Origin of the sequence: Paenibacillus algorifonticola, from assembly GCF_050481745.1 — a bacterium.
In the GTDB taxonomy this organism is placed as follows: Bacteria; Bacillota; Bacilli; order Paenibacillales; family Paenibacillaceae; genus Pristimantibacillus; species Pristimantibacillus algorifonticola_A.
In genome coordinates this window covers 601,958-624,947 of the sequence record NZ_JBCNGR010000008.1, presented here as the reverse complement: position 1 = coordinate 624,947, position 22,990 = coordinate 601,958, and the positions used below count along the sequence as shown (strand labels likewise).

Annotated in this window: 28 protein-coding genes and 1 tRNA gene; 18 read left to right on the top strand and 11 right to left on the bottom strand. The window is 46.5% G+C overall.

Features of this window, described 5'->3' with window-relative positions; genetic code table 11:
* Window positions 1-18 precede the first annotated feature (18 nt).
* From mutM to ABEW34_RS10360, 4 genes are all read left to right on the top strand, one after another.
* Window positions 19-876 (top strand): DNA-formamidopyrimidine glycosylase, encoded by an 858-nt coding sequence (gene mutM / locus ABEW34_RS10375; protein WP_430157895.1) that lies wholly within the window; start codon window positions 19-21, stop codon window positions 874-876.
* 140 nt (window positions 877-1,016) lie between these two features.
* Entirely contained in the window at window positions 1,017-1,754 is a 738-nt protein-coding gene (locus ABEW34_RS10370) for an MntP/YtaF family protein (protein WP_430157892.1), read from the top strand.
* 17 nt (window positions 1,755-1,771) lie between these two features.
* Window positions 1,772-2,371 carry a dephospho-CoA kinase gene (gene coaE / locus ABEW34_RS10365; RefSeq protein ID WP_430157889.1) on the top strand — a complete coding sequence of 200 codons (600 nt, stop codon included), beginning with the start codon at window positions 1,772-1,774 and terminating at the stop codon, window positions 2,369-2,371.
* Window positions 2,287-2,952: a lytic transglycosylase domain-containing protein gene (locus ABEW34_RS10360; protein WP_430157886.1), complete on the top strand. Its 666-nt coding sequence runs from the start codon at window positions 2,287-2,289 to the stop codon at window positions 2,950-2,952. The genes coaE and ABEW34_RS10360 overlap by 85 nt, the downstream gene beginning before the upstream one ends.
* A 76-nt stretch (window positions 2,953-3,028) precedes the next feature.
* Here ABEW34_RS10360 and ABEW34_RS10355 read toward each other — a convergent pair whose 3' ends face one another.
* Window positions 3,029-3,247, bottom strand: coding sequence for an alpha/beta-type small acid-soluble spore protein (locus tag ABEW34_RS10355; protein ID WP_046230244.1), 219 nt, complete (start codon window positions 3,245-3,247; stop codon window positions 3,029-3,031).
* Window positions 3,248-3,357: 110 nt separating this feature from the next.
* Between ABEW34_RS10355 and nrdR the strand changes: the two genes are divergently transcribed.
* From nrdR to ABEW34_RS10330, 5 genes are all read left to right on the top strand, one after another.
* On the top strand, window positions 3,358-3,837 hold the full coding sequence (gene nrdR, locus ABEW34_RS10350) for a transcriptional regulator NrdR (protein ID WP_046230243.1): 480 nt from the start codon (window positions 3,358-3,360) through the stop codon (window positions 3,835-3,837).
* 162 nt (window positions 3,838-3,999) lie between these two features.
* Complete coding sequence (locus ABEW34_RS10345; protein WP_430157882.1) at window positions 4,000-4,446, top strand: N-acetyltransferase family protein; 447 nt, start codon at window positions 4,000-4,002, stop codon at window positions 4,444-4,446.
* Between the two features lie 144 nt (window positions 4,447-4,590).
* Window positions 4,591-5,223: a 3-hexulose-6-phosphate synthase gene (gene hxlA / locus ABEW34_RS10340; protein ID WP_056030167.1), complete on the top strand. Its 633-nt coding sequence runs from the start codon at window positions 4,591-4,593 to the stop codon at window positions 5,221-5,223.
* A gap of 5 nt (window positions 5,224-5,228) precedes the next feature.
* Window positions 5,229-5,786 (top strand): 6-phospho-3-hexuloisomerase, encoded by a 558-nt coding sequence (gene hxlB, locus ABEW34_RS10335; RefSeq protein WP_430157879.1) that lies wholly within the window; start codon window positions 5,229-5,231, stop codon window positions 5,784-5,786.
* Between the two features lie 65 nt (window positions 5,787-5,851).
* Entirely contained in the window at window positions 5,852-6,205 is a 354-nt protein-coding gene (locus ABEW34_RS10330; RefSeq protein ID WP_046230239.1) for a winged helix-turn-helix transcriptional regulator, read from the top strand.
* A gap of 111 nt (window positions 6,206-6,316) precedes the next feature.
* Here ABEW34_RS10330 and ABEW34_RS10325 read toward each other — a convergent pair whose 3' ends face one another.
* A complete protein-coding gene (locus tag ABEW34_RS10325) occupies window positions 6,317-7,285 on the bottom strand; it encodes an aldo/keto reductase (protein WP_430157876.1) in 969 nt (322 codons plus the stop codon).
* 169 nt (window positions 7,286-7,454) lie between these two features.
* Here ABEW34_RS10325 and ABEW34_RS10320 point away from each other — a divergent pair, with 169 nt between their 5' ends.
* Window positions 7,455-8,126 (top strand): TetR/AcrR family transcriptional regulator, encoded by a 672-nt coding sequence (locus ABEW34_RS10320; protein WP_430157874.1) that lies wholly within the window; start codon window positions 7,455-7,457, stop codon window positions 8,124-8,126.
* Between the two features lie 179 nt (window positions 8,127-8,305).
* Here the strand turns inward: ABEW34_RS10320 and ABEW34_RS10315 are convergent, their stop codons facing one another.
* The 3 genes from ABEW34_RS10315 to ABEW34_RS10305 are packed head-to-tail and all read right to left on the bottom strand — an operon-like array spanning window position 8,306 to window position 10,254.
* A complete protein-coding gene (locus tag ABEW34_RS10315; protein WP_430157871.1) occupies window positions 8,306-8,989 on the bottom strand; it encodes a hypothetical protein in 684 nt (227 codons plus the stop codon).
* Between the two features lies 1 nt (window position 8,990).
* A complete protein-coding gene (locus ABEW34_RS10310) occupies window positions 8,991-9,860 on the bottom strand; it encodes an ATP-binding cassette domain-containing protein (RefSeq protein WP_430157869.1) in 870 nt (289 codons plus the stop codon).
* Between the two features lie 7 nt (window positions 9,861-9,867).
* On the bottom strand, window positions 9,868-10,254 hold the full coding sequence (locus tag ABEW34_RS10305; protein ID WP_056030147.1) for a GntR family transcriptional regulator: 387 nt from the start codon (window positions 10,252-10,254) through the stop codon (window positions 9,868-9,870).
* 238 nt (window positions 10,255-10,492) lie between these two features.
* On the opposite strand from ABEW34_RS10305, the gene ABEW34_RS10300 reads away from it, so the two are divergent.
* Both ABEW34_RS10300 and ABEW34_RS10295 read left to right on the top strand, forming a co-directional pair.
* A complete protein-coding gene (locus tag ABEW34_RS10300) occupies window positions 10,493-11,197 on the top strand; it encodes an ABC transporter ATP-binding protein (protein WP_430157865.1) in 705 nt (234 codons plus the stop codon).
* 2 nt (window positions 11,198-11,199) lie between these two features.
* A complete protein-coding gene (locus ABEW34_RS10295; RefSeq protein WP_430158569.1) occupies window positions 11,200-13,521 on the top strand; it encodes an ABC transporter permease in 2,322 nt (773 codons plus the stop codon).
* A 95-nt stretch (window positions 13,522-13,616) separates the two neighbouring features.
* On the opposite strand, the gene ABEW34_RS10290 is transcribed toward ABEW34_RS10295, so the two are convergent.
* Both ABEW34_RS10290 and ABEW34_RS10285 read right to left on the bottom strand, forming a co-directional pair.
* Window positions 13,617-14,837, bottom strand: a complete 1,221-nt coding sequence (locus tag ABEW34_RS10290; protein ID WP_430157862.1) for an acyltransferase family protein — start codon at window positions 14,835-14,837, stop codon at window positions 13,617-13,619.
* A 75-nt stretch (window positions 14,838-14,912) separates the two neighbouring features.
* Window positions 14,913-14,983 (bottom strand) — tRNA-Ala (locus tag ABEW34_RS10285).
* A 274-nt stretch (window positions 14,984-15,257) separates the two neighbouring features.
* On the opposite strand from ABEW34_RS10285, the gene ABEW34_RS10280 reads away from it, so the two are divergent.
* The 6 genes from ABEW34_RS10280 to ABEW34_RS10255 all read left to right on the top strand — a co-directional run bounded on the left by ABEW34_RS10280 (window position 15,258) and on the right by ABEW34_RS10255 (window position 18,112).
* Window positions 15,258-15,455: an SDR family NAD(P)-dependent oxidoreductase gene (locus tag ABEW34_RS10280; RefSeq protein WP_430157859.1), complete on the top strand. Its 198-nt coding sequence runs from the start codon at window positions 15,258-15,260 to the stop codon at window positions 15,453-15,455.
* 124 nt (window positions 15,456-15,579) lie between these two features.
* Window positions 15,580-16,005, top strand: a complete 426-nt coding sequence (locus tag ABEW34_RS10275; protein ID WP_430157856.1) for a DMT family transporter — start codon at window positions 15,580-15,582, stop codon at window positions 16,003-16,005.
* Window positions 16,006-16,042: 37 nt separating this feature from the next.
* Window positions 16,043-16,771, top strand: a complete 729-nt coding sequence (locus tag ABEW34_RS10270) for a Crp/Fnr family transcriptional regulator (RefSeq protein ID WP_430157854.1) — start codon at window positions 16,043-16,045, stop codon at window positions 16,769-16,771.
* Entirely contained in the window at window positions 16,768-17,235 is a 468-nt protein-coding gene (locus ABEW34_RS10265) for a DMT family transporter (RefSeq protein WP_430157851.1), read from the top strand. Before ABEW34_RS10270 ends, ABEW34_RS10265 begins: the two co-directional genes overlap by 4 nt.
* A 177-nt stretch (window positions 17,236-17,412) precedes the next feature.
* Window positions 17,413-17,895: a DUF2975 domain-containing protein gene (locus ABEW34_RS10260; protein WP_430157848.1), complete on the top strand. Its 483-nt coding sequence runs from the start codon at window positions 17,413-17,415 to the stop codon at window positions 17,893-17,895.
* A gap of 10 nt (window positions 17,896-17,905) precedes the next feature.
* On the top strand, window positions 17,906-18,112 hold the full coding sequence (locus tag ABEW34_RS10255; protein ID WP_430157845.1) for a helix-turn-helix domain-containing protein: 207 nt from the start codon (window positions 17,906-17,908) through the stop codon (window positions 18,110-18,112).
* A 157-nt stretch (window positions 18,113-18,269) separates the two neighbouring features.
* Here the strand turns inward: ABEW34_RS10255 and ABEW34_RS10250 are convergent, their stop codons facing one another.
* The 4 genes from ABEW34_RS10250 to ABEW34_RS10235 form a co-directional block, all read right to left on the bottom strand.
* Window positions 18,270-19,004, bottom strand: coding sequence for an EcsC family protein (locus ABEW34_RS10250; protein WP_430157843.1), 735 nt, complete (start codon window positions 19,002-19,004; stop codon window positions 18,270-18,272).
* A 222-nt stretch (window positions 19,005-19,226) separates the two neighbouring features.
* Window positions 19,227-20,273 carry an aliphatic sulfonate ABC transporter substrate-binding protein gene (locus ABEW34_RS10245; protein ID WP_430157841.1) on the bottom strand — a complete coding sequence of 349 codons (1,047 nt, stop codon included), beginning with the start codon at window positions 20,271-20,273 and terminating at the stop codon, window positions 19,227-19,229.
* Between the two features lie 62 nt (window positions 20,274-20,335).
* Window positions 20,336-21,682 (bottom strand): LLM class flavin-dependent oxidoreductase, encoded by a 1,347-nt coding sequence (locus ABEW34_RS10240; protein WP_430157838.1) that lies wholly within the window; start codon window positions 21,680-21,682, stop codon window positions 20,336-20,338.
* Between the two features lie 60 nt (window positions 21,683-21,742).
* On the bottom strand, window positions 21,743-22,963 hold the full coding sequence (locus ABEW34_RS10235) for a PLP-dependent aminotransferase family protein (RefSeq protein ID WP_430157835.1): 1,221 nt from the start codon (window positions 22,961-22,963) through the stop codon (window positions 21,743-21,745).
* Window positions 22,964-22,990: the final 27 nt, after the last annotated feature.

Below are 22,990 nucleotides of genomic sequence, written 5' to 3'. Positions count from 1 at the left end.
ACGTTGAGGTGAGATGCAATGCCGGAACTTCCAGAGGTAGAAACGGTTAGACGAACATTAATTGAGCTTGTTGCAGGAAAAAAGATTAAATCGGTTACGGTGCGGCTGCCCCGCATCATTCAGCGTCCGGCTGTGCCGGAGCAATTTGAGGATGCGCTCGTCGGCATGACAATCGAGACGGTCGAGAGGCGCGGAAAATTTTTGCGTATCGTCATGGACGGGCTTGTGCTCGTATCGCATTTGCGCATGGAAGGCCGCTATGGATTATTTCAAAGCGATGAACCCATCGAGCTTCATACGCATGTCCTGTTCCATTTTGAGGATGGAACGGATTTAAGATATAAAGATGTCAGACAGTTCGGCACGATGCACTTGTTCACGCCGGGCACGGAGTTTGAGCTGCCGCCGCTGAATAAGCTGGGCCTTGAGCCGCTTGAGCCTGAATTTACTCGCGATGTGTTGCATGCCAAGCTGGCAAGGCGCTCTACGAAAATCAAGCCGCTGCTGCTCAATCAGGAGTATGTGGTTGGACTCGGAAATATTTATGTAGATGAGGCGCTGTTTCAAGCGGGTATCCATCCTGAGCGGAGCGCCAGCTCGCTTGCTGCCGAAGAATGGGATAAGCTGCATGCAGCGATCTGTTCGACGCTTGGCAAAGCGGTGGAAGCGGGCGGCTCATCGATTAAATCCTATGTAAATGGGCAAGGCGAGATGGGCATGTTCCAGCATCAGCTGCTCGTGTATGGCCGAAAGGATGAGCCGTGCCCAGTTTGCGGAGAAGCCATTGAGAAGTTTGTTGTTGGAGGCAGAGGCACGCATATTTGCCCGAGCTGCCAGAAGGCGCCGGAGCAAGCAGGCGAGCAAAGCGCAGGCTAATCGCGATAACTAAAGCCAAGCTCTCCATGATGTAGTCATTCACCCTAGGCATGCAGCTGCATATGCTGTTGTGAAGAACAATAGGCAGATGCCCTGTAGGGTGAAATCGGGGCACCTGCGTATGCAGGGAGTGACGAGGGTTGGCTTTGCATCTGGTTTCGTTGATCGTGCTCGCTTTTGCTGTGAGCGTGGACGGCTTCGGCGTTGGCATTACGTATGGTTTGCGCCGCATTCGCATCCCGTTGCTGTCCGTGCTGATTATCGCGTGCTGCTCAGGCCTGATCATTTTATTGTCCATGAAGCTAGGCAGCGTTATCGCCAAATATTTGTCGCCAGGCTCGGCGAGCCTGATTGGCGCCATCGTGCTGATGGGTATTGGCTGTTGGGCGCTGCTCCAGCTGCGGCGAAATCGCCATGAAAGCAAGAAGGTGGATGCGGAAAATGCGTCTGCCGCTTCTGGTGCCAGCAGCCCGCTTTCAGAGGATCGTTCAGGTCTGGCAGCTGTAGAAACAAACGCTGCGGAGGCAAGCCATCCGGTGCTCGTTGTGATTGTTGAGCTGAGGCGCATTGGGCTTGTCATTCAGATTTTACGGACACCGCAGGCTGCGGACGTTGATAAGTCAGGCACGATTTCCGCCTCAGAGGCGATTATGCTCGGCGTAGCACTTTCGCTCGATGCTTTCGGCGCGGGAATCGGGGCCGCGATGATTGGTTTGCCTGCTTTGCTGACAGCGATTGTGATCGCTGCGGCTAGCGCCCTATTTTTGCTAGGGGGCATCAGTTTCGGCTTCCGCTTCTCGCATTGGAAAGGCATGCAGGCGCTGGCGGTACTGCCAGGCATTTTGCTTATTATGATTGGAATATCAAAGCTGCTGTAAAGAAGAGGTGGAAGGGCATGAGGATCGGATTAACCGGCGGCATTGCTACTGGAAAAAGTACCGTTGCCCACCTATTAGTGGAGCTCGGAGCGCTGCTGGTGGATGCCGATCAGGTAGCAAGGGAAGTTGTTTTGCCAGGGGAGCCCGCTCTAGCGGCGGTCGCCTCTGCGTTTGGACAAGCTGTGTTACATAAGGACGGTACACTTGATCGGGCCGCGCTAGGCCAAATCGTATTTAATAATAAAGCGCAGCTGGGGCAGCTTGAAGCGATTTTGCATCCGGCGATTCGCTCTACGATGCAGCAGCGAATGGCTGACTATGAACGGCAGCATCCGGGCAAACTGGTCGTTGCTGATATACCGCTGCTTTATGAGACGGAGCAAGAGCACTTATATGAAGGCGTGCTCGTTGTGTATGTGCCGGAGCACATCCAGATGGAGCGCCTGATGGTGCGCAACAACGTAGATGAGCAGGAAGCCAGGCGGCGAATGGGGCTGCAAATGAGCATGGAAGAGAAGAAGCGCAGAGCTAATTGGATCATCGACAACAGTGGAACGCTGGCGCAGACGAGGGAGCAGGTTCAGGCGTTTTGGCAGAGCAAGGGTCATACATGCTGAGGGCCAAGAGAAGAAAGGTCGCTCGCAGAAGGCTGTTTTTGTTATTATTTATTATTATTGTTGTCATTATTGTCGCTCAACCCGCATGGATGCTCAAGAAGCTCTATCCCATTGATTATAAGGCCGATATTCGGGCAAGTGCTATTAGCTATCAGGTAGATCCCCATTTGGTGGCGGCCATTATAAAAGCGGAGACGAATTTTCAGACGGGTAAAGTTTCGAAGAAAGGTGCGCTCGGACTTATGCAAATAATGCCGACCACCGCCGAATGGATTGTCAAGAAGGCAGGCTTCGAGCAGGTTACTGAGGAGACGCTGCGCAATCGCGCTGACGTGAGCATCGAGCTGGGGGTATGGTATCTGGCTTCGCTGCACAAACAATTTGATGAAAATAATATCGTTGTCATTGCTGCCTACAATGCAGGACCAGGTAAGGTTCGGCAATGGCTCGATTCGGGGGAATGGGACGGCACGTTCGAAGAAGCCGCTAAAATTCCATATAAAGAAACACGCGATTATGTACAAAAGGTCGTGAAGTATTATAATAAGTACAAAGACTTGTACCCGGAACTTGAGCCGTAAACAGGAAGAAGCTTTGGCTGCTCGTCACTTCAGGACTTAAGCAGCCAAAGCTGTCTGTTATTACAAGAGCTATTTATTAATGGGAGCCCCCTGCAAGGGATTGCTCTGCGATTTGTACCAGGCGGCGGGTAATGTACCCTCCGATGGAACCAGCGTCCTTTGTAGCCATGTTACCGTAGTAACCGTCTTGTGGAATCGCGATTCCAAGCTCTTGAGCAACCTCGAATTTCATTTGGTCGAGTGCTGCTGTCGCTTGTGGTACAACCAGTTGGTTGCTGCTGCGGTTTGCGCTCATGTGTGTTCACCTCCTCGCGGTTGGTAAAAGTATTATGTGCGAAAATCCGAACTTCATTACAGGAATTGTTTGGTAATTTTTAGGGATAGCTTAGAAGGGAGGAAAAGAGAATGAAATGTCCATATTGCGACTACTCCGGAACGAAGGTGCTGGACTCGCGTCCCGCTAACGAGAACAAATCCATTCGCCGCCGCCGGGAATGTGAGAAATGCAAAAGCCGCTTCACGACGTTCGAGATGATTGAGGAAACGCCGCTCGTTGTCATCAAGAAGGACGGCAGCCGCGAAGAGTTCAGCCGTGATAAAATTTTGCGTGGTTTAATCCGTGCCTGCGAGAAGCGCCCCGTGCCCGCTGAAAGGCTGGAGGTTGTCGTTTCTGAGGTGGAGAAGGAGCTGCGCACAACTGCACACGCCGAGGTGGAGAGCCGTGTCATTGGCGAATTGGTGATGGGACAGCTGTATCCTGTAGATGAAGTAGCTTATGTCCGTTTTGCTTCTGTTTATCGGCAGTTCAAGGACATTGATATGTTCATGAAGGAGCTTAGCAGTCTGCTGTCGAAGGACAGCTCACCCAATGGAATGAAGGATTAAATTTGATGCTGCTTCCGAAGCAGTGACATGAATAGATTGGAGAAAACAGCGCCGCTCCAGGCGTTGTTTTTTTTGCGTTAGAAGGCCTTAAACAATAGTAGGATTGAATATTAAAACAGTTAAGTGTATAATTATTCATTGTTGAAAGGGAGGTTTTTTTATATGTCATTCAAAATTAGGCTGGCGGAAAATAAGGATATCGGCGGCTTGACCGAATTAATGCACGACTATATCGTAGGCTTTTATCACAATCCTTGGCCGGGCACACCAGAAATTCATCAATTAATTGAGCAGCTGCTGGAGAAACAGGGTGGTATCCAGTTTGTCGTAGAGAAGGAGCAGCAGCTGATTGGCTTTGCTACTTTATACTTTACGATTAGTACAATGAAGACAGCGCGGATTACGCTAATGAATGACTTTTTTCTGCTGGAGCCGTATCGGGATACGGAAGTGGAGGAAGAGCTATTTTTGACATGCAGAACGTACACACAGGAGCAAGGCTTTGCTCATATGTTCTGGATAACAGCTCCGCAAAATAAGCGGGCTCAACAATTTTTCGCTAAAATGGATGCGGTTCAAGGCAGCTGGGTGAACTATACAATTGTCTAGAAAGCCTGATAAACTCCAATAGTATCCTTCAAGTAACTACACCACTTTCAAGTGCGTACTTCCTCAAATGTCGGAAAGGGGCTAGACTAAAACCTGTAGCAAGGTTAACATTTTCCAACATTTGATGAAGGAGTGTGCGTATACATGGAATTGCAATTGGCGCTTGATTTGGTGAACATTGAGGAAGCAAAGGTTTTGGTCAAAGAGGTTGAGTCATTTATCGACATCGTAGAAATTGGAACACCTATCGTTATTAACGAGGGACTGCATGCGGTAAAAGCGATTAAAGAAGCTTTCCCTAACCTCAAAGTGCTGGCTGATCTGAAAATTATGGACGCTGGCGGCTATGAAGTGATGAAGGCTTCCGAAGCGGGTGCAGACATCATTACCGTCCTTGGTGTTTCCGACGACTCCACCATTAGAGGTGCGGTTGAAGAAGCTCGCAAGCAGGGCAACAAAATTATGGTCGATATGATTAATGTGAAAAATATTGAAGCCCGTGCAGCGGAAATTGATGCGCTTGGGGTAGACTATATTTGTGTCCATTCCGGCTATGATCACCAGGCTGAAGGCAAAAACTCCTTCGAAGAGCTGGCAGCGATTAAGCGTGTTGTCAAACAAGCAAAAACAGCAATCGCAGGCGGCATCAAGATCGACACGCTGCAAGAGGTTATTTCGGCAAAGCCTGATCTGGTTATCGTAGGCGGCGGAATTACGGGTGTTGAAAATAAATCCGCAACTGCATCGCAAATGCAGCAGTGGATCAAACAGGCCTAAAGCTGATGCGTATTAGTCAGCTTGCAGGAGAAATCGTACAGGAGCTGGAGCGGCTGACGCAGCTCATTCCGGATGAAGCCGCAGGCGAGCTGGCAGATGCGATTATGCAGGCGCCGCGGGTTTTCGTCTCAGGCGCTGGGCGCTCAGGCCTAATGGGCAAAGCTTTTGCGATGCGGCTCGTGCATATGGGCTTTGACGCTTATGTGGCTGGCGAGACGGTGACGCGTGCACTCGGCAAGGACGATGTACTTGTGCTGGGCTCGGGCTCCGGCGGGACGAGCAGCCTCATTGCGATGGCACAAAAGGCAGAAGCGCTCGGCGGCAAGCTGGCCGTCATTACGACGAATCCAGAGTCGGAGCTTGGACGTGCGGCGCATATCGTCGTAACGCTGCAGGCTGCGGCGAAGGAAGAGCAGGATGGGGCCAAGCAGACCGTGCAGCCGATGGCTTCTCTTTTTGAACAAGGCCTTCTAATTTTCTATGATGCGGTTATCTTAAGCTTGATGGAGAAGAAGGGGCTTAGCGGCAACACCATGTACAGCAATCACGCGAATCTGGAGTAGCAGGTGGCGCGCAGCATAGCTGGAAGCTGCTTCATCATGTATACTGGGAAGGAGGGGGAATGGATATGGCTCAGGAATTAAAGGAACGTATTAATTTACGGGAAATCAACTGCGAGAAGGAGCTTACGCTGGCCGTCATTGGGGGCAAGTGGAAGCTGATTATATTGTGGCATCTTGGTCTTGAAGGAACGAAACGTTTCAGTGAGCTGAAGAAAATGATTCCCCATATCACCCAGAAAATGCTGACGAATCAGCTCCGCGAGCTGGAGGAGGATTTGCTGGTTGAGCGCAAAGTTTATGCGGAGGTTCCGCCGCGGGTGGAATATACGTTAACGGCTTACGGCGAAAGCCTGATGCCTGTGCTGCGCATGATGTACGATTGGGGCAAAAACTACGGCGAGGAAGTCGTATGGAAATAGCAGCTTAGCAGCTTGATAGCTAAGCAAGGCTGGGGTTAGGGGCAGAGGATGCTTCTGGCCCCAGCCTTTGTTTTTATTATTAAAAAAAGAGGCTTCTCTATTTATTCATGCTTAATAACGGCTTCCGAAGGTACTGCCAGCAGGGGCAATTTCATTCAATCGGGATAGCTCTTCAGGTGTTAAGCGGATGGATAAAGCCTCTACATTTTGTTGCAAATACTTCACACGCTTTGTACCTGGAATCGGAACGATATCGCTGCCTTGCGCGGTTACCCACGCCAGTGCGATTTGGGCGGGAGTCACTCCTTTTTGCTGGGCGAGCAGCTGTATCCCTTGGACGATCTTCCTATTTTGTTCGAATGCCTCATCAGAAAACCGGGGATTATACTTGCGCCAATCGTCTTGTGCCAGTTGGCTTCGACTGGAGAGCGTGCCTGTCAAAAATCCTCTTCCAAGCGGGCTGTAGGGGACAAAACCGACCCCTAATTCTCTGCAAGCATTCAATATACCAAGTTCAGGCTCTCTGGACCATAAGGAATATTCCGTTTGAACGGCTGTAATGGGAAAGACAGCGTGAGCATCGGCCAATTGTTGAGAGGTTACTTCTGACAGGCCCAAATAGCGGACTTTTCCTTCTTTCACGAGCTCAGCCATGGCTCCAACCGTCTCTGTAATTGGAACATTAGGATCTGCTCTATGCAAGTAATACAGATCGATATAGTCCGTGCCCAAGCGATGCAAACTAGCCTCACAGGCTTGCTTCACATATTGCGGCGTTCCATTGTAGCCTAGATGCTGCGTTTTATTGCGTATGGAGCCAAATTTCGTTGCGATCTGCACGGCTTGACGATGCGTCCTTAATCCTTTGCCAACCAGCTTTTCATTTGCACCGATGCCGTCCTCGTCATAACCGTAAATATCCGCCGTATCAAAAAACGTAATGCCTAACTCCAGAGCGTGGCTTAGCGTGCCTAAAGACTCTGACTCATCGGTTGCCCCATAAAATTCGGACATTCCCATACATCCTAATCCCAAACGGGATACTTGCAGTCCTTGACTACCTAATGCCAAAGTTTCCATCGTGTTCAAGCCTCCTTTTTATTTTTACATTTCTTGAAGATAACAATAGCACGTGAAAAGCTAAAAAGTAAACTAAATAATCAATAAAAGTTCAATTAGTACAAAATGTTCATATTTTTGTGGGATTGGGTTATAATTCGTGGTATGAAGAAATAGGAGGCTTTACCCCATGGATATGAATTCCCAGTCATTGGATAAGAGAAATAAAACCATCCAAAAGCTTATTATAAAGATTATACCCGCGCTGCAAAAAAACGGATTTTCCTCGCTGAAGATGGATGATGCAGCTAAATATATGGATATTAGCAAGGCGACCATGTATAAATATTTTGCTTCCAAAGATGAGATCATTGAAGCGGTTGTAGGTCGCTACGTGGCATATATTTCGGACATGGTGAAGGACTGGTCCTTGGCCGATCATTTGTCCTATGTCAAATCCTTTGATAAAGTGTTTCAGCAGTCTTTGCTTATGGCGGCATACTTGTCAGATATTTTCTTACAGGAGTTAGGCAGCCTGTATCCACACTTATATGACAGGCTTTCAAATGAGGTTGAGCTGCGAAATGAACAGGTGAGGGAGTTTTTTAACAGGGGGATGGAAAATGATGTGTTTCAGCGACTGAATTCCGTTATTCTCCTTATTCAAATGGACACGATGCTTAGGAAAATGATTGATCCCAAGCTGCTGATGCTCCATCATTTGTCGCTGAAGCAGGCATTATCCGATTATTACGAAGTGATGAGACACCAAATCATAAAATCTGAATTTATTAACTTAGAATATAGTTCGGAGATGGATTTGTTTTTGAATCAGATGGTTCAAAAGCTGTCGAGGCAATAGGGGAGTGGCGCTCCGTGCGCGCGGAATAAACCCCGGGTGTTCGCTCCAAGGTATTCCATATAAAAGAAATGCCACCAACGTTGTATGATGACGTTGGTGGCGTTTCTTTTATATGCAGTCTAGGGAGGGGATAGGCCTCTTCTATGTCTCTACTAACTCGAAGCGGGGCTTGTTATGATTCAGTGCGTTCTTCCCCTTGTAAAAAGCCAGCCGCCTGCTACGAAAATGAGGAAAAGGATAAGATTAAATCCAACGCCCGCCAATAACGAGCCATTGAATAATAGAGCTTTGAAAAAAGAGACGACATGAACGCGCAGCGATGGAATCGACGTTCCGACCGGGATCGCCGCAGCGAGTAGGGCCCATAGCAGCCAGCCGGTAAAGCGGTAGTAACCGGAGGTCAGCATACTTAGCAGCGCCATCGCCATCAAATAAAAAACGGTTTGGTAGAGAAAAGAACCTGCCAAGCCAAAACCATCCCAATGAAACGCTTCTATAAGACCAACGGTGCTCTCGTGATCTTGGAGCATATTTACTTCAATATGAGTCCACAAAGAATTAAGCAAAGCGAGCACTGCTGCCCAGACGGCATAGACGAATTGAAGTCCCCAAAAATATTGTTTGCGACTTGCACCTAAATGTACGATGCGTTTGTAATAACTGAGCGGCAGCACGACAGAGAAAAGAAGCAAAATAAGAATCAGCATGTTGCCAGCCGAAAGGATAGTACCTCCACTATTGTTAACAAGAAGATTAACAATAAACTCCGCCAGCCTGCCAAGCACAGTTAAAATAATGATAAACCAGATGTAAATTCTCATTTGCAAATAGGTTGCCTTAAGATGAACGGCCAATGCCCCCACTTTAGTGACCTCCTTCAATCAAATACGAGAAAAACTTTTGAAGCGACATATTTTCAATCGAAATGTCCATCATGAGGGCCTGCTGCATGTCCTTATCGTTCAACGGTTCATAAATAGCCGCAAGTGTGCCGTGGCCATAGGATTCCGTATACAGTACGCGTTTCCCGGCTGTGAACGATTTCACCGCTTCTGAATTTCCCCGAATAGAAAAAGCTGCCATTCGTATTTGATCCAAATCATCATGAAGCAGAATGGAGCCATCTTCAATGATATAAACTTTTTCTGCGACGGGGACGATTTCGTCAATCAAATGCGTAGACAGTAAAATCGTTCGAGGGTAATTTGCGTAATCTTCCATCAACTCTTTGTAAAACTTTTCACGCATCAAAAAATCAAGTCCGAGCACCGGCTCGTCGAATAATGTCAATGGTGCCCGGCTGGCCAGACCAATGGTGTTTCCTACGAGTGTTCCCGCGCCTCTTGATAGCTGTCTGATTTTTTTGTCCGGATCGAGCCGAAACGTCTGGAGCAGCTTGTGAGCTAATGTCCAATTCCAATTGGGATGAAAACTCGCAGCAAACTGCAAAATCTCGATCACTCGCGCTCCGCCGAAGCGTTTGTTATTCTCCGGTACGAAACAGAAATCTTTCGGAAGTTCTCCCCTGCCGAGCTTTTTTCCTCTTACCTCAATTGTGCCTTCATTCGGCAGGATTCCGCCTGCGATTAAGTTAAGCAACGTCGATTTGCCAGCGCCGTTTCGCCCGAGCAAGCCATAAATGACGTTTTCTTCCAGCTGAAGATCCAGATTCCGTAAGGCGTAAGTTCGACCGTATTTTTTAATTAATTTGTCGCAACTCAATACGATGCTCACGATGCGTTCAATCCTTTCTCAACTGCTTGATCATGTCTACGATATCGCCGGTCGTCAGCTCGAGTTTGTCCGCTTCGATCAGCAGATTGGACAACATCTCCTTATAGAAGCGCTCTCTTCGCCGATTCTGAATCTTCTGTCTCGCATCCGTTGAGACATACATGCCAAGCCCTCTTTTTTTGTACAAAACACCTTCATTTACGAGCAGGCTAATCCCCTTGACTACGGTCGCTGGATTAATTTGAAACAGCTGAGAAAACTGAGCCACGGAAAGAATTTGCTCGTCAACTCGGAAGGTTCCGTTCAGAATATCGTCTTCAATTATATCGGCTACCTGTTGATATATTGGTTGCTTATCGTCGAAAGTGACGTTCATTGCCTCACCACTCAGCATCGTAGTTTGTTTCCCATCTAGTAGCAAACCATATCTTATGTACAAACAATTGTCAACAAACAAACGCCCGAAAAAACAATAGGCAACATAACTGCTCCGGTTATTGACAGATATCCAATGCGGTATTATAGTATACTACATTAGTAACATACCAATATACCTAGGGGCTGGCCTGGCCTGGCCTAGCCAATAGAGTACTTGGAAAGTATAATCCAATACGATATGGGGAGCTGTAAAAATGGGAGCGTTAATCGAATTCAAAAAGGTAACGAAAGAATACAAAATAGGTGAAGTGCCTATCAAGGCTCTTAATGGTGTTGACTTTTCCATAAATGCTGGTGAATTTGTCGTTGTTCTTGGTGCTAGCGGTGCTGGTAAAAGCACGATTCTGAATATCCTTGGCGGTATGGATAACGCTACTTCAGGTCAAGTGTTTGTTGGCAATGAAGAAATTACAAAGTTGAGCGAAAGAAAATTAACCGAATATCGCGGTGAAAATGTTGGCTTTGTTTTTCAATTTTATAATTTGATTCCGAATTTAAATGCGCTGGAGAATGTTGAATTTGCCACGGAAGTATGTCAAAACCACCTCGATGCCAAAGACATTTTATATAAGGTTGGATTGAGGGACCGCATTCGAAATTTTCCTTCCCAGCTTTCTGGAGGGGAACAGCAGCGCGTTGCGATTGCGAGAGCGGTAGCTAAAAATCCGTTACTTCTACTCTGTGATGAACCGACTGGAGCTTTGGATTATGTTACAGGGAAGGCCGTCTTAAAACTGCTTCAAGATTTGAACAAGGAAACGAAGAAGTGTGTGGTGTTGGTCACACATAACACGGCGATTGCTCCAATGGCGGATAAAATCATTCAGGTGAAAAGCGGAAGGATCGAAAGCGTTACGGTGAATCATAACAAACAAAGCGTTGAAGGGATCGAGTGGTAATGATGAAGTTATTTAAAAAGTCATTAAGGGACATCAAACAATCAAGCGGTCAATTTCTCGCCTTTGTGTTGGTAATTGCAGTGGGCGCTTTTTTCTATGCAGGACTGATCACGTTAAGCGATAATCTTAATCATTATACGAAGGCTTACTTTAAAGAGCATAATTTAAGCGACCTGAATGTCTATTACAACCATATTTCCAATCAGGACTTGGCGGAGTTAAGCAAAATCCAAGGTATAAACAAAATCGAAGGACGGTACAGCTTCAATGCGACGCAAGCTTTTGAAAATAAGAAAGCGATCTTAAAGGTTCATTCAATCCCTGTAAACAATAAAATCAATACACCTTTGATCATTGAGGGCAGAATTCCGTCGCATAACAATGAAATCTTGCTAGATTCCCATTATGCTAAAGAGCATCAGTACCAAATCGGAGAGCAGATACATTTAAATGTGAATGACAGAAATGTGACGTTCACCGTTAGCGGCTTGGGCGAGAACGTGGAATATGCCAAAAAGAACGAAATCCAAGATCATAAAGCATATGGATTTGCGTATGTGGCTGAAGCGGGAATATTACGAATTACAGACAGCTTGTACTATAATGAAATCTTGGTTGATGCGGAAGAAGGCATCAATATTGACCGATTGGGTCAAGCCATTGAAGCACAATCCAAGGATCTCTCCTATGTCGAGCATATGAGTAAAGAGCGGACATTCAATTATTCTCAACTCCAACAAACGATCAAAAACAATCAATTGATGAGCAGTGTAATCCCGCTGGTTCTCTTTATAATTGAAGCGATTATCCTTTTCCTCACTATGTCGCGGATTATTGATTCTCAACGAAACCAAGTAGGTATTATGAAGGCATTAGGTATAAAAAACAGAAACATCATGTTTCATTACATGGGTTACCCGATACTGGTAGGGATCATAGGCTCCATTCTAGGTTGCATCATTGCCGCTAATGTATTTATTCCATTAGTAAGGGCGTCGAATGCAAATTCCTACTCGCTGCCTGACATTACTTTCTCGCTTTCCTTCTTCTCGGTGATTCCACCTATCCTGTTCTCGAGTGCGTTTGGAATGCTGGCCAGTTTTTTGAGCAGCAAAGCCATACTTCGAGAATGCGCAGCCCAGGCAATGCGCCCAAAACCGCCCAAGAAAATGAAGAAGCTGCTCATCGAACGAATTCCGGGGATTTGGGGTCGGATTCCCTACAGCTACAAGATCATTTTAAGAAATATATTTTTAAATAAACAAAAAGCGTTAGCAAGCTCCCTTGGTGTTGTGGTAAGCACGGTTTTATTGATTACGGCTTTCGGTACTCAAACTTCCTTGCAAAAGGTAGCTGACCAGGTTGCAGAGGTGAATACCTATGATTTAAAAGTCGATTTCAAGAAAGGAGCAGCCCTGAATACTTTGCAACTGCCCTCCAACGTTAAAAGCAGTTATGGTCTATCCAGCTTTCCTGTGAAATTCATAAAGGGCGATGATAACGAAAATGCTACGTTAGTGGTTACGGAAAAAGAAAACAATCTCATTACTTTCTTCGATGAAGATGACAATCGAATCGCTTTGGAAGACAATGGTGTGCTGGTACCCAAATCATATGCCGACCACTATAAGATTGCTGAAGGAGATACCATCCAACTCAAGCTCGCCGAATCAGCGCTTGCCAATAAAACAGTCGATCTGAAGGTTATAAAAATAACCAACCAGTATGCGAATCCTTCGTTTTATTGCACGAAAGCTTATCTCGAGAGCCTTGGCATCGACTACAAGCCAACCTCGCTTTTAGTGGAAGCCAGCACCACGAACCTTGCAAGCATTCACCAATTTTTCGAACAAACTCAGCAGGTAGATACATTTGAAGATAAAGATGATCTTAAGAAATCGGCTGAATTTATTTTGAAGCAAAATAGTTTTATGTTTATCATGTTTATCATTAGTGCCGTCGTTCTTTCTTTTGGCGCCATTTATACGATATCTTCCATAAACATTTATGAACGAAACCGTGAGATGGCCACACTAAAGGTATTAGGCTATCCCAAGCATAAAATAAACCGGTTAATTTTCTTTGAAAACATCATCCTCACCACCTTTGCGGTACTTGTAGCGTTGCCAATCAGTGGCTATATGTATGACCTCGTTGTCATGGGGCTGTCCAGCACTCATCAGCAAATCCCGGATCAAATAAGTTTGTTCGTCATGCTGAAATCTGTTATTCTTGCATTCGGGCTCACCATTCTTTCGAGCCTGCTGCTTCGAAGAAAAGTATCACGCATCAATATGATTGAATCCTTGAAAAGTATCGAATAGTGCAGCGGGTACGCTGTTAGCATTCCATACAAAAAAACGCCACCGCGATATGTGGTGACGTTTTTTTTGTATGGAGCCTATGGGATTGGTTTCGTCTACATCGTAAATCCCTCATGGGATGTCCGAATCTTTGATGCGGTCATCTTTTTTTCAGCTTTTCGTGCCAGTTTTAATGCGCCTTGATCGATATATTTCATATAATAATGCGACAAAATAAATAAGGGCACCATGGAAACCAGAAACGTAATTGCATAAGCAAAATTATAACTGAAATGATGAATCACTTTACTAAACAGGAATGCGGAGAACGTATTTAGGAAAGTGAAATGAATGAGGTAAAGGGAAAATGAAATCTGTCCTAAATAAGCAAACGGCTTCCATCCAAACACATGCTGCAGACCTTTTAAACGAAGCAGAGCATACAAAATCATAGCAGAACCTAGTGTTCGTGCAAGAAGTCGTGGATCGATGTTAAAAAGAAACCATTCATTAATATTTTTTGTCCACACTTCTATAGGTTCGTACATAGTCCCCATTAATGCAGTATAAGGTGCCGAACCTAAGTAAATCCCCATTAAAAGCACAAGTACTGCCGTTATTTTACTTTGGACCCATTTGTGCTTAAGCAAATCGGCAAGCAGCATTCCCCACAAAAAAGCGACAAAATAGGTTTGAATTAACGCAATGGATAAGACCACATACACAATCCATCTTTTTTTCACTCGTCCAAATAAAGCAAGAAAACCGAAAATTAAAAAAGAACCTAATAGCTCATAGCCCATTGTCCAAAGGACTGGATTGTAAGGATGTGCATCAAAACGAAAAAAAGGATCAAAAATAGCAGCTTTGATAACGGTATATACATTTGTATCTAAAGCGTAGTAGTCCTTTTTCATATCCGTCCATGTTGCTCCCCATATTTCTTGGAGATGAAAGGCATTCGTAATAATGGCTAGATACACAAGCAAGACGGATACCGCTGCCGGCACGGCAAGCCGAATATACCTTCGTATGGCGCTGGAATGCAATAATTTTTGAAAGGTGTCACTATCGAGCTCTGTTTCAAACATTTTGACACTGAGTACATAACCACTTAGCACAAAAAACAAACAAACGGCAAATTGTCCATTATAAAATAAATTAATCGGAGAATGTCCGTACCAGATATCCCATTCAAAATGAGCTTGTTGCGATCTTCCATTTAACGCAGCTGGATAAAATACTTGTATGTAGTGCGAAATTACTACGGCAAATGCTACGAGTCCCCTAATGCCATCCAAATAGAACAGCTTTTTTTCGGATGTCTCTTTACTCATTTTTTCCCTTCTTTCATGAATAGAACAAAATAAACGCAAAAAAACGGCATTTCTGCCGTTTGTGTTCAAGGAATATGGAGCTACGCGGAATCGAACCGCGGACTGATCGCTGCCAGCGACCTATTTTCCCCCTAAACTATAGCCCCTTTGCAATGTGACCCCATTACTGCCAGCTGAGCTAAGACCCCAAGTGACACTTTTATTATTATACATAGAACAGTCACTCCGCGCAAGATGGCTGGAAATATAAATATAGCAAATAAGCAATTGAAGCAACCGTTACAAACATTAATAAAGCAGAAAAACAGCTGCTGCTGCGGAATGCTGATGGGGATGAGCAACTGATAAGTTACGATCTGTACAAAGGGGCATTGATTTTATAATAACGGGCAAAAGGGGTTATCGAATCAAACAGTCCACATGGAATATAGCCAGCTCCATTTTGATGGAGGGGAGATTGTCAATTGCGGCTCTGTCCACAGTTATGTCGGTAAAGCTAGGGGCCCTGCTGATGTCTCCGCGAAAGGAGGTGTCAACATGCTGACAAAATCAACAGCGGTGGCATATGCGTCAAAAGGTATTCGTGTTAATTACAGGTGCAAGCTTGCTTGTAGATAGAGGATACACTGCAGTTTAAATAGTTGCTGTAAGGTTAAAAAGTGACACTCGGGACATATGTCCTTCCCAATATGCAGCGTCCTGCCGTTTAATTAAGGAAACGACGAGGACGGGGAGAGCAATCATGAAAGGGATCTTGTTTGCGATATTAGGAGGGGCATGTATTACGCTGCAGGGAATAGCAAATACCCGAATTAGCGGAAGCATCGGGACGTGGCAGGCGGCTACGCTTACCCAATTTACAGGCTTTATTGTGGCATTAATTATTTTGATGAGCGTAGGTGCCGGGAAATGGCGTGAATTTCAGCAGGTGAAGCCTATCTATTTAGCAGGTGGCTCTTTTGCAGCTATTATTATTTTCAGTAATGTAACGGCCATTCAACAGATCGGCGTCACGCTGATGGTAGCGATGCTTCTCATTGCCCAGCTCGGCATGACGGTTATAATAGAGACGAATGGCTTTTTTGGCATGAAGAAGCAAAAAATAAACGGGGCACAATTGATAGGCATTGGCATGATGATTTGCGGTGTGTTTTTATTAAAAGGCTGATGCCGAAGGCGAACAAAGCCATGAAAGAAGTGGAGAAATGATTGAAATTAAAGACCGCGAGCTGCTGGGTCATTATTTGCAGCTGCATCAGTTGGAGTCCGTGTTTAGTGAGCTGCTGCTTCCTCACCTGACCTTGTACAGCTTTGAACAGGAGGAGCTCATTTGCGGCCAAGGAGAGACGCCGCAGCATATGTTTGTGCTGGTGAAGGGGAAAATTAAAGTATATACGAACTCGCCGGAGGGAAAGACGCTCATTATTTCCTTTAAGACGCCCCTTGAGGTCATTGGCGATGTGGAATATATTCGCGGCACGGAGTTTCTCAATACAGTGGAGGCTGTATCTCCCGTTATAATGATTGGGGTTCAGCATCGCTGGCTGAATAAGCATGGAAGGGATTATGCGCCACTGCTGCGATTTTTATTGGAGAAAATTACGCGGAAGTTTTATTTTAAAGCCAATTCCATGAGCTTGAATGTGATGCAGCCTGTGGAAGTACGCCTGGCAAGCTATTTTCTGTCGGTTTCCTACGATGAATCCGATGCGCAATTTAAAGGGGAACTCAGCACGGACAATTTGAAGGATGTCGCTAATTTGATTGGCACAAGCTATCGGCACCTGAACCGGGTCATTCGGCGGTTTTGTGAGGAAGGCCTCGTCGAGCGTACGAAGCAATGGATTGTCATTAAAAATAAGGATGCGTTAAGCAAACGGGCCAATCATCATATTTATACATTAACTGATCAGAAAGGAGAACAGGGTCAATGATGACAGGCATATTGTTTTCGCTAATGGCGGGTGCGCTCGTCAGCATACAGGCGATTTTTAACAGTAAGGTAAATGAACGGGCAGGAACGTGGTCGACTACAACGCTCGTATTGGGACTCGGATTTCTGGCCTCCATGACCATTGGCTTTATTTTAGAAGGGAAGCAGCTGTTTGCATGGCAGGAGATGCAGCCTTGGTTTTGGTTCAGTGGGTTCATTGGGGTTGGGGTTGTCATGAGCCTGGTTCAGGCGATGAAGCGGCTTAGCCCGACGATCGCGATTGCCATTGTTATGACGTCTGAGGTTTTATTTGCCCTATTATGGGATTCACTTGGCTGGATGGGGCTGGAGCAGGTTCCATTTACAGTCAACAAGCTGCTGGGTGTATTGGTCATTATCGGCGGCATTTTTGTATTGAAATTTGGTGGTAAGCGTGAACGTCAGAAAGTGACTGAGGCGGCTTAGCCTTCTGCAATTGGATTGAAAGAGCGTTTCTCTGGTAGAGGAATGCTCTTTTTTTTGATTGAAAATGGATTTCTACACAGCAACAATAATATATTAAATAAGATGAAATTTTTATTGTAAAACGATAAATTTCATGTTAAAGTCTAATTAAATTTAATCCTAAGCGAGGGGCTTCTTATGGAACGGGGAACAACACTTTTTTTAAAAACAGCGGTTATGGTCATGGGTATTCCAGTTCTTGCTATATGCCTATTTTTAGTGCCGGAAATTGCGAATTTTATAGCAGATTCATATCCAGATCATGCATATTTGAAATATCTCTTTTTCATCGATTTATATGCAGCAGCGATTCCTTTTTATTTTGCATTGTTTCAAGCTTTAAAACTTTTAAGCTATATTGACCACAATAAAGCTTTCTCGGAATTATCTGTACGTGTTTTAAAGAACATAAAATTTTGTGCAATCCTAATCAGCTTCCTGTATATGGCAGGCATGCCATTCTTCTATCTGATCGCGCAGAAGGTCGATCCCCCAGGCATCATGGTAATCGGACTGGTCATCATTTTTGCCTCATTGGTGATTGCTGTGTTTGCTGCAGTTCTCCAGAGGCTTTTGCAAGAGGCTATTGATATAAAATCAGAAAATGATTTGACGGTCTGAGGTGAATGAAATGGCGATAATCATTAATATTGATGTAATGCTAGCGAAGAGGAAAATGAGCGTAACAGAGCTTTCGGAGAGGGTTGGAATAACGATGGCTAACCTTTCTATATTGAAGAATGGAAAGGCAAAAGCGATAAGATTATCAACTTTAGAGGGGATTTGTAAGGCATTAGAATGTCAGCCTGGAGATATTTTAGAATATAAAAGCGACTAAAACTAAAAGGCTGGAGAAATCATCGACTTTATTGAACTTAGGGGAACGATGCTACAGCCTCGCTTCGCTAGCGAGACACAACAGTTGAACAATCAAGGAGCAGCATTGCAGCCGGTCAATGGCTTGGCTGCGATGCTGACAATCAATCAACATGCCTTTATCGGCCCTCGCTCAATCTGCGCAACCGATAGGCGTTCATGGCGGCTTCGCCTAGCTCCTCGAGAATGGTATAATTCGCCCAAGCGCCCGCCACCGCTCCAATCCCCGGCACCATCTGCAGCATTTTCCGAAAGTCGATGGAGTCACGGTATTCTTTCTGGAACGTCTCCCAGTCCATGTTTTTGGAGTAATCGGTATCCGAGAGCCCCAGTTCCTTTTCAGTATCCCAATGCTTAATTGAGTCCAGCAGCTTCGCACGCTGTTCGGGTCCGGAGAACGCCATTTGGAAAACCTTAAGAATGAAAACGCGCTCGGAAAAATCTTTCGTGTCATACCCGTAGTTATGAGCCAGTTCAAACAAAAATTTCATCTTAATCGCGATTAACGCAGGGAAGTCCACGATGTTAAGCACAATGCCGCCCGCCCCGGTGCCTGCTCCTTCGGCAGTCGCTACTTTTTGGTATAAGGAAAATAAACGTTTCGCCTCTTGATCGGCGAGTTCTAGAGAGAGAGTCCGCTGCACCGGTCGCTGAGGCGTATATTCCGCACCGAACAACGCTGTCCGCACGATGGATTTTATGGTGGCCGTCATGACGTTGTGAACCTTGGGTGGAATTAAGTCGTTAATTCGCTTGCCGATCGTCTTCGATGTTCTCTCCAGCCAACTGGGAGGCTTGAACAACTGGCGCTCCCAAGTGGCAATTTCGTTGTGCACTTTCTGTTCGTAATTCATTTTCAATCGCTCCTCCAACATATGTGGCTATATTGTAACGGAGAACGCCGCGATTTGGAACCGACTGCGGCAGGTGGCGGCGCCCGACCAAAGTCGTGGATGCACGGATGTTTTAGTTCGCCAATGAGAAACGATAGTTGAACAATGACAAGAAAAGCTAAACGACCTAGAGTCCCGTGGAAAACAGGACAAAGGTCGTTTAGCTTTTTATTTAATGGATAATTATTTTCTCAAAGCTTTGTTGATAAAGCTGTTGTCTACGACCTTGGAGACGTCAAGCTTCTCCTTGATTTCGCCTAGCTCCAGCAAAATATCGGCAGTCACTTGCTGGCTTTCCGTTGCTTTATCCGATACCGGATTGTTCAAGTCGACGTTGTTTTTCAAAGAGATGCGTACGGTTTCTTCGTCCAGCTTCTTAATCGCTGCAAGCAGCGTAACCGCTTCGTCAAAATGCTCTTTTTCCCATTGCAGCGCTTTTTCATAGGCTGTCAAATAGGCGATAACGAGGTCGGGATGCTCTTCTGTAAATTTGGTGCGGGCGATATTATAGCCTGGCGTGTAAGCATCGATGATTTTAGAATCAGCAATAATCGCAGCGCCGTTCGTATTGACTTGATTCGTGCGATGCGGCTCCCATACGCCCCATGCGTCAACTTGGCCGGACTGGAATGCGCCTTGTGCCTCATCAGGCAGCAAATTAATCAGCTCGATATCCGAAGTTGTCATGCCTTCCTTCGCCAGTGCCCGCAGAAGCAGACCCCACGAGCTGCTGCCTTTAGCAACGGCAACTTTTTTGCCCTTCAGATCTTTAAACGATTTAACCGGACTGTCCTTCTGGACGAGAATCCCGTCGCCAGCGCCGTCGCTGCCTTCGCTCAAAATTTTGAAATCCACCTTGGCAGCTTGTCCAGTAATCGCGCCTACATAGCCGATGCGGGCAAAATCAAGGCGATTGGAGGCGATAGCTTCCAAAAATTGCGAGGAGCTTTGCAGCGTTTGATAGCTCACGGTTGCTCCATATTTTGCGAATTCCTCTTCGAAAAAGCCTTTTTCCTTGGCGATCAGAATCGGGCCAATTTGGCTGGCTTCAATATTAACCTGTACACCGTCTGCGCTTTTGCTTGCTTCTGGCGAGGCGGAGCTGCCCTCAGCCGTGCTTGGCGAGCTGCTTGGTGAAGCATGATTAGCTGTTCCGCAGCCTGCAATAATGGCAATGGCGAGCAGAATAGCAGCTAGAGGCAGAAGCTTGATGTTCTTCTTCGGTTGCATAAAATTTCCTCCTAAAGTGTGTTCGAATGGTGAAAAGCATCTATGATGTTCTGGCTGTCCAGTCAAAAATAAGAGGGCTCGCGGAATTGGTTGCCCGGCTGCTGTAGGCCAAGATGGCCGCGCAGCGTATAACCGTCGTAATCTTGGCGGAAAAGTCCCCGTTCCTGCAGCAGCGGAATAACCTGCTCTACGAACGGTTCAAGTCCGCCCGGCAAATGCGGCGGCATGACATTAAAGCCATCACAAGCGCCGCTTAGAAACCAATCCTCCAGTTGATCGGCGATTTGTCCAGCTGTGCCGCATACGGTCAAATGTCCACGGGCTACGGAAAAATGCAGCCCAAGCTCGCGGATCGAAAGCTGTTCCTTTTGCGACATTTCCACGACCATGCGTGCCCGGCTTGAATTGTTCTCAAGGGCGATCTGCGGCAGCGGACCGTCAACCGGATAGCTGCTCAAATCAACATTTAGCAGCCGAGATAAGTAGCGGGTGCTCGCTTCTGGCACGATCAGCTCGTTAAAAGCAGCTTCCTGCGCCTTCGCTTCTTCCTCCGTATCTCCAATGAAGAACATGACGCCCGGCATAACCTTCAAGTCCTCCGCTGTTCGGCCAAACTCGGCGAGCTGTTCTTTTAAAGCATCATAAAAAAGAATCGCTTCTTCCTTGTCCGAGCAGGCAGTAAATACGACATCAGCGGTTTGAGCTGCAAGCCGTTGACCGGCCTTCGACGTGCCAGCTTCAACGATGACGGGGCGTCCTTGCGGCGTTCGCGGAATGTTAAGCGGGCCTTTCACTTGAAACGCAGCGCCGCTGTGATTAATAGAATGAATGCGCGATGGATCTGCAAAAATGCCGCTTTTTTTATTCAGAAGCAGCGCTTCTTCTTCCCAGCTGTCCCATAAAGCATGGACGACATCGATAAATTCATGCGCCCGATCATAACGGTTGCCATGCTCAGGCAGATCCTCGCCTTGGAAATTATGCGCTTCTGTATTTTTGGTTGAAGTGACGACATTCCAAGCTGTTCGGCCACCTGACAAATGATCGAGCGTTGCAAATCGGCGGGCCAAGTTATAAGGCTCATTAAAAGTGGTCGATACGGTAGCGGCAAGGCCAATTCGCTCCGTAACAGCAGTTAATGCCGCAAGCACAATCATCGCATCGGGATAAACAGCGCTGACATCATGCTGCACATCGGCTTTATCCGGTAAAGACAGCGCGTCGGCGAAAAACAGCATATCCATTTTTCCACGTTCCGCCATTTGGGCAGCTTCTTTATAAAAGTTCATTTCAATGGGGGAGTTGGCTCCTGTATCGTGATGGCGCCAAGCGGCAAAATGATGACCGAAGCTGAATAAAAAGGCGCCCAAGCTCATTTGCTTTTGGTTAGTTTTATCGCTGCGCTTCAAAGCGTTCACTTCCTTCATGTAAGGCTGAGTTTATCCAAGCAAGGGGGATGCTGGGTCAGGCTATACTGAGCCATTTTTGCTGTTTTTGATGTAATCGTAATAGGCTTTGGCAAACAACTCCACACCCCGTACAATATCCTCTTCATTGCAATAGCTGAAGGAAAGCCGGGCATGTCTATGGCCTTCAGGCTTGACGAAAAATTGCTTGCCGTCGATGAAGCTCACACCACTGGCATTCGCATCCGCTACGAATTTGCTCGTATCGATATGTGGCGGGAAGGTGAGCCAAATAAAGAAGCCGCCCTTCGGCACGTGGTAGCTGACGTCATTGCCCAAATAATGCGCCAGCGCTGCGACCATAGCATCCCGATTGTTGCGATACAGGCTTATGCTCCGCTCCAAATGCTCTTCGAAAGGAAAGCTTTGCAGCAGCTGAGCGACAATTTCCTGCGAAAAGACGCTCGCCTTGCTGCCTTGAAAGAAGACGTTGATGCGGGCAATAACATCCGGCGCAGCAATCGCCCAGCCTAGCCGAATGCCTGGCGCGACAATTTTGGAGAAGGTGCTCAGGTGGATGACCCGCAGCGGAGCGAACGAATAGAGCGATGGAAGCGGGTCGCCTTCGAAGGAAAGCTCGGTATAAGCGTCATCCTCCAAGATGAAAAAGTTATATTGATAAGCAAGCGCAGCAAGCTGCTTGCGCCGTTCCAGCGAAAGCGTGACGCCGCCTGGATTATGGAAGTTCGGCATGACATAAATAAATTTTGGAATCGGGCTGCCATTCTTGGCTGCTTGCTCCAGTGCCTGTTCGACTTCATCGACGAGCAGGCCATCTGCATCAATGGGGAAGGAGGTTAGAACGGCTTCAGCTGTACGGAATGTGCTGACAGCTCCAAAATAAGTCGGGGCCTCCAGCCACACATGGTCGCCGGGGTTTAGCAAAGCACGGGCAACATAGTCAATCGCTTGCTGCGAGCCATACGTTAACAGCACATGAGAGGCATCAACATCAATCGAGCGGCGGGCTGAACGGTTCGCCACCCATTGAAGCAGCGCGGATGGCCCGCCAGCTCCAGCATATTGGAGGGCATTTCGGCCTTGTGAAATAATAGCCTGAGCCGCCGCTTCCTTCAATGCTTCATAAGGGAAAGTATCGGAATGCGGTGCTCCGAAAGAGAGCGGAATGCTGTTTGCCTGGCTTGCTGCTTGCGCAGCTCCAAGCGGCGGCAGAGCAGGGAGTCGCTGTGCGAATGAAAAGTCTTGTGGAATAATAGCTGTCATGGCAGGTCACCTCTTATTTTAGGAGTA